The sequence below is a fragment of the Streptomyces sp. CBMA156 genome, assembly GCF_014596515.1.
Taxonomy (GTDB): Bacteria; Actinomycetota; Actinomycetes; order Streptomycetales; family Streptomycetaceae; genus Kitasatospora.
Window position 1 is genome coordinate 1 of sequence record NZ_MSJQ01000269.1, and the last position, 10,526, is coordinate 10,526.

Here is a 10,526-nt window from a genome sequence, read left to right on the forward strand (position 1 = left end):
GACCCACGACTCCCACCGGGGCGGCCGGGCGGTGGCCGGGCTGCTGGCCCGCGTCGCCCACCCGGCCGTCGGCGCCCTGTGGGACCTGATGCACACCCACCTGGCCGGCGAGACCCCCGCCGGGAGCCACGCGGCGCTCGCCCCGTACCTCGGCCACGTGCAGGTCAAGGACATCGCCGGCCCCCACGACCGCACCCCGCTCCCGCTCGGCGCCGGCGTCCTGCCGATCGCCGACTGCCTGCGCCTGCTGCCGCCGGACGCCTGGGTCTGCTGGGAGTACGAGGCTCCCTGGCACCCGGCCGCCGCCCCGCTGCCCCCGCTGCTCCCGGCGGGCGCGGCCTTCCTCCGTGCCGCCGACCGCCGCGCCGCCGACCGCCACGCCGATCGGCCCGCCCTCTAGGGTGTATCCGTACGACCATCCCACCGGCAGGAGGCACCCGATGAACGCGAGCGCAACGACCGAGACCCCGCTCCCGGTCGGGGTGATCGGCCTCGGCGACATCGCGCAGAAGGCCTACCTGCCGGTGCTCGCCGCCCTGCCCGGGCTGGACCTGCGGCTGATGACCAGGGACGCGGCCAAGCTGGACCGCCTCGGCGAGACCCACCGGATCGCGCCCGGACACCGCTTCACCGACCTCGGCGCGCTGATCGGCAGCGGCATCAGGGCCGCCTTCGTGCACGCCGCCACCGACCAGCACGTCCCGATCGTCGAGCAGCTGCTCACCGCGGGCGTGGACGTCTACGTGGACAAGCCGCTCGACTACACCCTGGACGGCGCCCGCCGGCTGGTCGACCTGGCCGACCGCACCGGCCGCTCGCTGATGGTCGGCTTCAACCGCCGCCACGCGCCCGGCTACGCCCAGGCCAGGGAGCGCCCGCGCGACCTGATCGTGCTGCAGAAGAACCGCGAGGGCCTGGCCGAGACCGCCCGCACCCTGGTGTACGACGACTTCATCCACGTCGTGGACGTGCTGCGCTTCCTGGCCCCCGGCGAGATCGAGCACGTGGACGTCCGCTCCCGCAGCCGCGACGGGCTGGTCGAGCACGTGGTGCTGACCCTCGGCGGGGAGGGGTTCACCGCGCTCGGCATCATGAACCGGGTCTCCGGCTCCACCGAGGAGGTGCTGGAGGTCTCCGGCGGCGACTCCAAGCGCGAGGTGCACAACCTCGCCGAGGTGATCGACCACCGCGGCCAGCCGACCGTCCGCCGCCGCGGGGACTGGGTGCCGGTGGCCCGGCAGCGCGGCATCGAGCAGTGCGTGCTCGCCTTCCTGGCCGCCGTCCGCGCCGGGCGGACCCTGGACGCCCACGACGCGCTGCGCACCCACGAGCTGTGCGAGCTGGTCGTCGAGCGGATCGAGGCTTCCTGGGAGTCCGCTGGGAGCGGGCTGTGAGCGGCCCGGCCTGACCGGAGGTCACGTCACCTGCGAGGAACCGACAGTTCACCGGCAAGGTCTTGTCGGGGCATTTTCTACGCGCGTATCTTGAGGGGCGCCGCGGGGGGCGGGTGTCCGTCCTCCGCTTTCCCTCTCCGCGAGTAGCGCGCGCTCGTTCGCGCCTCCGCCCGGACCGTCGCGCGCCACCAGTGCCGCACGACGGAGCTAGGAGTCCTGCCCCGGTGACCACCGCCTCCGCTCCCCGCCCCCGCAGAGCCCTGCTGCGCGCCGCCCTGATCCCGGCTTCGCTGGCCGCCTCGCTGGTGCTCGTCCCGCTGCCGGTGGCGAACGCCGCCGCGGCCACCCCCGCCCCGACCGAGGCCGGCCCGCTGCGCATCCACGACGTCCAGGGCGGCACCCGGATATCCCCGCAGGCCGGCAAGCCCGTCACCGGCGTGCCCGGCATCGTCACCGGCCTGCGCGCCTACGGCAGCTCCAAGGGCTTCTGGATCCAGGACCCGAACCCGGACGCCGACCCGGCCACCAGCGAGGGCGTCTTCGTCTTCACCGGCGGCAACCCGACCGTGAAGGTCGGCGACTCGGTGCTGGTGAGCGGCAAGGTCACCGAGTACTACCCGAACTTCGGCGGCGGCTCGCAGTCCCTCACCGAGATCACCGCCCCCGGCATCACGGTGCTGTCGGCCGGCAACCCGCTGCCCGCCCCGGTCACCGTGGACACCCGCAACATCCCCGGCACCTACGCCCCGCCGGCCGCCGCGGACGGCTCCATCGACGCCGTGGCGCTCAACCCGGAGAAGTACGCCCTGGACTTCTACGAGTCCCTGGAGGGCATGCTCGTCCAGGTCAAGGACGTCCGGGTGATCCAGGCGACCGACAAGTACAACGAGCTGTGGGTCGCCGCCGACAAGCAGGACCAGCGCAGCAAGCGCGGCGGCGTGCTGTACGAGTCCTACCGCGAGCCCAACGTCGGCCGCCTGATGATCCAGCAGCAGGCCCCGGTCGGCCAGCAGCCGTTCCCGGTGGCCAACGTCGGCGACGAGCTGACCGGCACCACCGCCGGCCCGCTGGACTACAACAACTTCGGCGGCTACACCCTGGTCGCCGGCACCATGGGCGCCCTGAAGGACAACCACCTCCAGCGCGAGGTCACCGCCCAGCCGGCCGACCGCGAACTCACCCTCGCCACCTACAACGTGGAGAACCTGGCCCCCGGCAACCCGGACGCCAAGTTCGCCGAGCTGGCCCAGGGCGTCGTCACCAACCTGCGCTCGCCCGACATCGTCGCCCTGGAGGAGATCCAGGACGACAACGGGGCCACGAACGACGGCACGGTGGACGCGAGCCGGACCGTCGCCAAGTTCGTCGCCGCCATCAAGGCGGCCGGCGGCCCGGCCTACGACTGGCGCTCGGTCGACCCGCAGGACGGCAAGGACGGCGGCGAGCCCGGCGGCAACATCCGCCAGGTCTTCCTGTTCAACCCCCAGCGGGTGTCCTTCACCGACATCCCCGGCGGCGACGCCACCACCGCCGTCGGCGTGACCGGCACCGGCGCGAACACCGCGCTGACCGCCTCGCCCGGCCGGATCGAGCCGAACGACGAAGCCTGGACCACCAGCCGCAAGCCGCTGGTCGGCCAGTTCTCCTTCCGGGGCAAGAAGGTCTTCGTGATCGCCAACCACTTCAACAGCAAGGGTGGCGACCAGGGCATCGACAGCCGCTTCCAGCAGCCGACCCGCGGCTCCGAGGTGCAGCGGATCAAGCAGGCCACCATCGAGCAGGCCTTCGTCGCCAAGCTGCTGGCCGCCGACAGGGAGGCAAAGGTCGTCTCCCTCGGCGACTTCAACGACTACCAGTTCTCGCCCGCGCTGGCCGCGCTCACCAAGGACGGCGTGCTGCGCGACCTGGTGAACGAGCTGCCGGAGACCGAGCAGTACTCCTACGTCTACCAGGGCAACTCGCAGGTGCTGGACCACATCCTGGTCAGCCCCGAGGTCGGCTACGCCAAGTACGACGTGGTGCACATCAACGCCGAGTTCGCCCAGCAGGCCAGCGACCACGACCCGCAGGTGGTCCGCATCAAGCCGTGACCGGCGCCCCGGCTATCCTGCCTCCGCCGCCGGTGATCACCGGCGGCGGAGGCAGTGCCGTGTGACGGGGGAGTCGAAGCGATGGAGTGCAGGATCGAGCGGATCGGGCGCGCCGACTGGCAACGGCTGCGGAAGGTGCGGCTGGCCCAACTCCTCGACACACCGCTGGCGTTCGGCGAGACCCACGAGACCGCGACCCGCCACGGCGAGGGCGAGTGGCGGGCCCGGTGCGACTGGGTCAACGAGCCCGACCGGCTCGGCCTGGTCGCGGTGGACACCGCGGGGGAGTGGGTCGCCACCATGCTGTCCGCCCCGAACCGGGCCCAGGCCTCCGCGCTGGACGTCATCGGCGTCTGGGTGGACCCGGCGCACCGCGGCCGCGAGCGCGGCGTCGCCGACGCCCTGCTGGACGCGGTGCTCGCCTGGGCGCGGGTCCGGGGCGCCGGGCGGCTGCTGCTCGGGGTGCACGAGGCGAACCCCCGCGCCGCCGCCTTCTACCTGCGGCGCGGGTTCGCGTACACCGGGGAGGCGACGCCGTACGTGCTGGACGCCTCGGCGCGCATCCTGGAGATGGCCCTCCCGCTGGACTGACCTTCAGAACACGGCGTACGGCTTGAGAACGCGTACGGCTTCAGCCCACGTACCGGGCCAGCGCCTCGCCGGTCAGCGTGGACCGCGCGGCGACCAGCTCGGCCGGGGTGCCCTCGAAGACCACCAGCCCGCCGTCGTGCCCGGCGCCGGGGCCCAGGTCGATGATCCAGTCGGCGTGCGCCATCACCGCCGGGTGGTGCTCGATCACGATCACCGACTTCCCGGACTCGACCAGCCGGTCCAGCAGCCCGAGCAGCTGCTCGACGTCGGCCAGGTGCAGCCCCGTGGTCGGCTCGTCCAGGACGTAGACACCGCCCTTGTCCGCCATGTGGGTGGCCAGCTTGAGCCGCTGCCGCTCGCCGCCGGAGAGCGTGGTGAGCGGCTGGCCGAGGCTGAGGTAGCCGAGCCCGACGTCCGCGAGCCGCTCCAGGACGCGGTGCGCGGCCGGGAGCTTCGCCTCGCCCGAGCCGAAGAACTCCTCCGCCTCGGTCACCGACATCGCCAGCACCTCGGCGATGTCCCGCCCGCCCAGGTGGTACTCCAGCACCGCCGGCTGGTACCGCTTGCCCTCGCAGTCCTCGCAGGTGGTGGCCACCCCGGCCATCATCGCCAGGTCGGTGAAGACCACCCCGGCGCCGTTGCAGGTCGGGCAGGCGCCCTCGGAGTTCGCGCTGAACAGGGCCGGCTTCACGTCGTTGGCCTTGGCGAAGGCCTTGCGGATCGGGTCGAGCAGCCCGGTGTAGGTGGCCGGGTTGCTGCGCCGGGAGCCCTTGATCGCGCCCTGGTCGACGGAGACCACGCCCTCGTTCCCGGCCCCCGACGGTCGGCACAGCGACCCGTGGATCAGCGAGCTCTTCCCGGAGCCCGCCACCCCGGTCACCACGGTGAGCACCCCGAGCGGGACGTCCACGTCCACGTCCCGCAGGTTGTGGGTGCTCGCGCCGCGGATCTCCAACGTGCCGGTGGGCTCGCGCACCGTCGGGCGCAGCGCCGTCCGGTCGGACAGGTGGCGGCCGGTCACCGTCCCGCTGGTGCGCAGCCCCTCGACGTCGCCCTGGTAGCAGACCGTGCCGCCCGCCGCGCCGGCCCCGGGGCCGAGGTCCACCACGTGGTCGGCGATCGCGATGGTCTGCGGCTTGTGCTCCACCACCAGCACCGTGTTGCCCTTGTCCCGCAGGCGCAGCAGCAGCCGGTTCATCCGCTCGATGTCGTGCGGGTGCAGGCCGGTGGTGGGCTCGTCGAAGACGTACGTGGTGTCGGTGAGCGAGGAGCCGAGGTGGCGGATCATCTTGACCCGCTGCGCCTCGCCGCCGGAGAGGGTGCCGGAGGGGCGGTCGAGCGAGAGGTAGCCGAGGCCGATCTCCACGAAGGAGTCGAGGGCCTGGCGGAGCGTGCCGAGCAGCGGTGCCACCGAGGGCTCGTCGAGGCCGGCGGCCCAGGCGGCGAGGTCGCTGATCTGCATCGCGCAGGCGTCGGCGATGCTGACGCCCGCGATCCTGGACGAGCGGGCGGCCTCGCTGAGCCGGGTGCCGCCGCAGTCGGGGCAGGCGGTGAAGGTGACGGCGCGCTCCACGAAGGCCCGGATGTGCGGCTGGAGCGCGTCCTTGTCCTTGGCCAGCATGGACTTCTGGATCTTGGGGATCAGGCCCTCGTAGGTGAGGTTGACGCCGTTGACCTTGACCTTGGTCGGCTCCCGGTACAGGAAGTCCTGCATCTCCTTCTTCGTGTACCTGCGGATCGGCTTGTCCGGGTCGAGGAAGCCGGAGTTGGCGTACACGCCGACCGTCCACCAGCTGTCGGTCTTCCAGCCGGGGATGGTGATCGCGCCCTCGGAGATCGACTTGCTGTCGTCGAAGAGCTGGGTGAGGTCGATGTCGGAGACGCTGCCCCGGCCCTCGCAGCGCGGGCACATCCCGCCGGTGATGCTGAAGCTGCGCCGCTCCTTGACCGTCTTGCCGCCGCGCTCGACGGTGACGGCGCCGGCGCCGCTGATCGACGGGACGTTGAAGGAGAACGCCTTGGGGGAGCCGATGTGCGGGGTGCCGAGGCGGCTGAACAGGATGCGCAGCATCGCGTTGGCGTCGGTGGCGGTGCCGACGGTGGAGCGCGGGTCGGCGCCCATCCGCTGCTGGTCGACGATGATCGCGGTGGTGAGGCCTTCGAGGACGTCCACCTCGGGGCGGGCCAGGGTGGGCATGAAGCCCTGGACGAAGGCGCTGTAGGTCTCGTTGATCAGCCGCTGGGACTCGGCGGCGACGGTGTCGAAGACCAGGGAGCTCTTGCCCGAGCCGGACACCCCGGTGAACACCGTCAGCCGGCGCTTGGGGAGGTCGACGCTGACGTCCTTGAGGTTGTTCTCGCGGGCGCCGTGCACGCGGATCAGGTCGTGGCTGTCGGCGACGTGCGGCTGCGCGTCCGTCCGCTTGGGCATCGTTCTCTTCGCTCCCTGGCTCTCGGCGGTTCTCTGGGACAGGTGGTGGACCGGTGGGCCCGCCCCGTCCGGCCGCCGTCGGTGTGCTCGAACCCCTCGATCCAACCATCTCGGGCCGGGATCGAACGGGTTCGCGCACGTCCGGTGGCGGGCGGGGCGGACCCCGGTACCGGCGAGGGTCAGCGCACCTCGTTGAAGCGGACCATGTTGCCCGCCGGGTCGCGGAACGCGCAGTCCCGGACGCCGTACGGCTGCTGGGTCGGCTCCTGGACCAGCTCGGCGCCGCCGGACTTCAGCCGGTCGTGGACGCCGTCCAGGTCGGGGGTGCCCAGGACGAGCCGGGCGTAGGTGCCCTTGGCCATCATCTCGGTGATGGTCCGCTGCTCCTCCGCGGTGCGGCCCGGGTCGGCGGAGGCCGGCTCCAGCACCAGGGAGACGTCGGGCTGGCCGGCGGGGCCGACGGTGATCCAGCGCATCGGGCCGCCGCCGACGTCGCTGCGCACCTCGAAGCCGAGCAGGTCGCGGTAGAAGGCGAGGGAGGCCTCGGGGTCGGTGTGCGGGAGGAAGGTCCAGTGAATGGTGATCTCGTTCATGGCTGCAACGCTAGGCGCGCACCCGGGCCGGGCGCTTCTCGAATCCTGATCGGTCCGCGCGACCGGCCCGGTGCGGCATGCGGGGAGGGGCTAGCAGTTCGGGATGGTGGTGCCGTTGTTGTCCTTGGCGGTGTCGTTGCCCCAGCGGGAGAGGTAGAGGGCGGAGACCCACTGGCCGCCGGGGCCCGCGTCGGGGTCGGTCTTCAGCCACCAGTGGTTGTAGCCGCTGCCGTTCGACATCTCGCGGCCCCAGGCCTTGCAGTAGACGTAGTTCGTCCCCTGGTACAGCGTCCCGCTGGCGGAGGTGGAGGTCGGCGAGGGGTAGACGTTCGCGTTGGCGTAGGTGTCGACCCAGAACCTGCCGGTGGCGGGCGGAGTGCCGCCGCCCGGGCAGTTCGGGATGGTGGTGCCGTTGTTGTCCTTGGCGGTGTCGTTGCCCCAGCGGGAGAGGTAGAGGGCGGAGACCCACTGGCCGCCGGGGCCCGCGTCGGGGTCGGTCTTCAGCCACCAGTGGTTGTAGCCGCTGCCGTTCGACGCCTCGCGGCCCCAGGCCTTGCAGTAGACGTAGTTCGTCCCCTGGTACAGCGTCCCGGTGCCGGTGGTGGAGGTCGGGGAGCCGTACACCGGCGCGTTGGCGTAGGTGTCCACCCAGTACCTGCCGTCGCCCGACGGGGGCGTGGTCGGGGGCGTGGGCGGCGTCGGGTTGGAGTTGCCGGGGCCGTACAGCCGGATGGCGCCGTAGTAGTCGCCGTGCGAGGAGAGCGCCGCCACCTGGACGTAGCCGCCGGAGTACGGGGCCTCGACGATCCAGCCCTGCCCGAGGTACATCGCGACGTGGTGGATGGTGGAGGCGGTGTTGCCGAAGTACACCAGGTCGCCGGGGAGCAGCGGTGCGGTGCCGTCCGCCCGGTAGTAGCGGGCGACCGCCCGGGAGGTCGGCCACTGGGTCCGGGTGGTGCCGTTGATGACGTCCTCGCCGACGGCCAGGTCGTAGGCGTAGCGGACCAGGCCGGAGCAGTCCAGGCCGCGGACGTGGCAGTCGTCGGGCGCGCCGTTGGCGGGGTCGCAGAGGCCGTACGTCGGGCCGGGCTGCCCGCCGTGGCCGCCGCCCCACGAGTACGGGGTGCCGATCAGCCCGCAGGCGGAGCGGACGGCGGCGCTCGCCTGCGGCGCGGCACCGGTGGAGAGCACCGCGCAGGAGGGCGCTGCCTGGGCCTCGCCGGCGCCGGCGAAGAACACTCCGACCGAGACCAGCAGCGACAGCAGGGCCGCCCAGCGCAGCGGGGCGATCAACCGTCTCGACAGAAGGTTTACGCGCGTAGTAGTCATGGTCGCGCATCCTTTCGGAATCCCTGACTCCGGGTCAATGGTTGTCGTGCACACACTTCCTGTGCTCCGAACACCTGTTTCTTCGCAGGTCAGGGATGTGGCGACCGGCATCTGTACGGCGTCCCGCCCGGGGGTGAACGGCCGCCGACACGCGCGGGCCCACACCGGCGGACCGAGCACGGGCGGGCCGGAATCCGGTTGACCCTGGGTGAAGAATGGGCGGCGTGATCTCCCGGGAGCGAGCGGTCGAGCTGGTCGAGTCCTGTCTGGAGCGCGAGCGGCCGGGCTGGGCGTGGGCGCGGCGGATCCCGGAGCCGGCCGCGGACCCGATCGAGACGCCGGCCGGCCCGGTGTGACCGGACCCGCGGGGCCGGGTGGCGTGCGGCGTGCGGCAACCGGACACGCCGGGCCGCGCCCTCAGCCGCCGTGCCAGGACCTCCACAGCGCCGCGTAGCCGCCGTCGGCCGCCAACAGCTCGTCGTGGCTGCCCAGTTCGGTCACCCGGCCGCCGTCCATCACCGCGACCCGGTCCGCGTCGTGCGCGGTGTGCAGGCGGTGGGCGATGGCGATCACGGTGCGGCCCCTGAGCACGGCCGCCAGGGAGCGCTCGGTGTGCCGGGCCGTGGCCGGGTCGAGCAGCGAGGTCGCCTCGTCCAGGATCACCGTGTGCGGATCGGCCAGGACCACGCGGGCCAGGGCGAGTTGCTGGGCCTGCTGGGCGTCCGGGCGGTGCCCGCCGGCGCCGAGTGCGGTGTCCAGCCCGTCCGGCAGCTCGTCCACCCAGTCGCCGCCGACGGCGGCCAGCGCCGCGCGCAGCTCCCGGTCGCCGGCGGTGGGCGCGGCGATCCCGAGGTTGTCCCGGACGGTGCCGAGGAAGACGTGGTGCTCCTGGGAGACCAGGACGACGTGGCGGCGCAGCTGTGCCGGGTCCAGCTCGGCGACGGGGACCCGCCCGACCGTCACCCGGCCGGTGCGCGGCACCTCGGCTCCGGCCAGCAGCCTGCCCAGGGTGGACTTTCCGGCACCGGAGGGGCCGACCACGGCCAGTCGCTCGCCTGGGCGGACCGTCAGGTCGACGCCGTGCAGGACGTCCCGCTCCCCCTGGTAGGCGTACCGGACGCCGACCACGTCGATCCGGTCGTCGGCGGGCCGCGCGCCACCGGTCACGACCGGCGCGTCGATCCGGCCGACGCCCTCGACCCTGGCGAAGGAGGCGTTGCTGCGCTGGAGCTGGTCGAGCCAGAGCAGGGCCTTGTCCATCGGCTCGGCGAGCTGCCAGACGTAGAGGGCGCAGGAGACGACCGCGCCGATGCCGACCGCGCCGGTGCCGCGCAGGGCGCCGCCGATCAGCAGGATGCCCGCGACCGGGGCGACGTACGAGAACTCGACCACCGGGAAGAGCACGCTGCGCAGGTTGAGCGTGTGGGTGCGGGTGGCCCGGCAGTTCTCGATCGCCTCGGCGGCGGCGGCGATCCGGCGCTCCTCCAGGCCCAGCGCCTCGACCGTCCTGGCCCCGGCGGCGGTGGAGCCGAGCACCTCGGCGAGCGCGGAGTCGGCGGCGCCCTCGGCGAGGTAGCCGGCGTGGGCGCGGCGCAGGTACCAGCGGGTGGCGAACCAGATCCCGGACAGGCAGAGCACCCCGCAGACGCCCAGCGGCAGGTCGACCGCGAGCATGGCGGCCATGATGAGGACGACCTGGACGAGGGCGACGGAGACCTCGGGCGCGGCGTCGCGCAGGGTGGTGCCGACGGTGGCGACGTCGGCGGTGCCACGGGTCATCAGGTCGCCGGTGCCCGCGCGCTCGACCACCGAGGCGGGCAGGGCGAGGGCCCGCTCGACGAACCGTTCGCGGATCCGGGCCAGCGTCCGCTCACCGAAGCGGTACCCGGCGTACCGGGCGAAGCGGCCCAGCAGCAGCTGCGCCAGGGCGAAGCAGAGGATGCCCAGGGCGAGCCGGTCGACGTGGCCTGTCCCGGCCCCGGCCCTGACGTCGTCGATGATCCTGCCGAGCAGCCAGGGCCCGCCGAGCCCGGCCGCCGCGGCGAGCCCGTTGAGGGCCAGCATCGCGACGACCGCGCGGCCGTCCTCGCGCACCAGG

The 10,526-nt window shown here is 73.0% G+C and carries 9 protein-coding genes; 5 read left to right on the forward strand and 4 right to left on the reverse strand.

Annotated elements, in window-relative coordinates; genetic code table 11:
• From BU198_RS22805 to BU198_RS22820, 4 genes are all read left to right on the forward strand, one after another.
• On the forward strand, positions 1-400 hold a 400-nt coding region (locus BU198_RS22805), incomplete at its 5' end, for a sugar phosphate isomerase/epimerase family protein (RefSeq protein ID WP_188298722.1).
• Between the two features lie 40 nt (positions 401-440).
• Entirely contained in the window at positions 441-1,394 is a 954-nt protein-coding gene (locus tag BU198_RS22810; protein WP_188298723.1) for a Gfo/Idh/MocA family protein, read from the forward strand.
• 224 nt (positions 1,395-1,618) lie between these two features.
• On the forward strand, positions 1,619-3,484 hold the full coding sequence (locus tag BU198_RS22815; RefSeq protein WP_317620033.1) for an endonuclease/exonuclease/phosphatase family protein: 1,866 nt from the start codon (positions 1,619-1,621) through the stop codon (positions 3,482-3,484).
• Positions 3,485-3,565: 81 nt separating this feature from the next.
• Complete coding sequence (locus BU198_RS22820; protein ID WP_188296301.1) at positions 3,566-4,075, forward strand: GNAT family N-acetyltransferase; 510 nt, start codon at positions 3,566-3,568, stop codon at positions 4,073-4,075.
• A gap of 40 nt (positions 4,076-4,115) precedes the next feature.
• Here BU198_RS22820 and BU198_RS22825 read toward each other — a convergent pair whose 3' ends face one another.
• The 3 genes from BU198_RS22825 to BU198_RS22835 all read right to left on the reverse strand — a co-directional run bounded on the left by BU198_RS22825 (position 4,116) and on the right by BU198_RS22835 (position 8,428).
• Positions 4,116-6,506: an ATP-binding cassette domain-containing protein gene (locus BU198_RS22825; protein WP_188296300.1), complete on the reverse strand. Its 2,391-nt coding sequence runs from the start codon at positions 6,504-6,506 to the stop codon at positions 4,116-4,118.
• 179 nt (positions 6,507-6,685) lie between these two features.
• A complete protein-coding gene (locus BU198_RS22830) occupies positions 6,686-7,099 on the reverse strand; it encodes a VOC family protein (protein WP_188296299.1) in 414 nt (137 codons plus the stop codon).
• Between the two features lie 90 nt (positions 7,100-7,189).
• The gene (locus BU198_RS22835; protein WP_188296298.1) at positions 7,190-8,428 is read right to left on the reverse strand and encodes a C40 family peptidase; all 1,239 of its coding nucleotides are present in this window, start codon (positions 8,426-8,428) and stop codon (positions 7,190-7,192) included.
• 224 nt (positions 8,429-8,652) lie between these two features.
• Between BU198_RS22835 and BU198_RS43400 the strand changes: the two genes are divergently transcribed.
• Entirely contained in the window at positions 8,653-8,784 is a 132-nt protein-coding gene (locus BU198_RS43400) for a hypothetical protein (protein WP_262987015.1), read from the forward strand.
• A gap of 61 nt (positions 8,785-8,845) precedes the next feature.
• Here BU198_RS43400 and BU198_RS22840 read toward each other — a convergent pair whose 3' ends face one another.
• A complete protein-coding gene (locus BU198_RS22840) occupies positions 8,846-10,525 on the reverse strand; it encodes an ABC transporter ATP-binding protein (RefSeq protein WP_223244806.1) in 1,680 nt (559 codons plus the stop codon).
• Position 10,526: the final 1 nt, after the last annotated feature.

What these genes read in the sequence shown, in the direction of transcription:
- BU198_RS22835 (WP_188296298.1), bottom strand. Translation starts at nt 8,428, where the DNA reads ATGACTACTACGCGCGTAAACCTTCTGTCGAGACGGTTGATCGCCCCG.
- BU198_RS22820 (WP_188296301.1), top strand. Translation starts at nt 3,566, where the DNA reads ATGGAGTGCAGGATCGAGCGGATCGGGCGCGCCGACTGGCAACGGCTG.
- BU198_RS22810 (WP_188298723.1), top strand. Translation starts at nt 441, where the DNA reads ATGAACGCGAGCGCAACGACCGAGACCCCGCTCCCGGTCGGGGTGATC.
- BU198_RS22830 (WP_188296299.1), bottom strand. Translation starts at nt 7,099, where the DNA reads ATGAACGAGATCACCATTCACTGGACCTTCCTCCCGCACACCGACCCC.
- BU198_RS22825 (WP_188296300.1), bottom strand. Translation starts at nt 6,506, where the DNA reads ATGCCCAAGCGGACGGACGCGCAGCCGCACGTCGCCGACAGCCACGAC.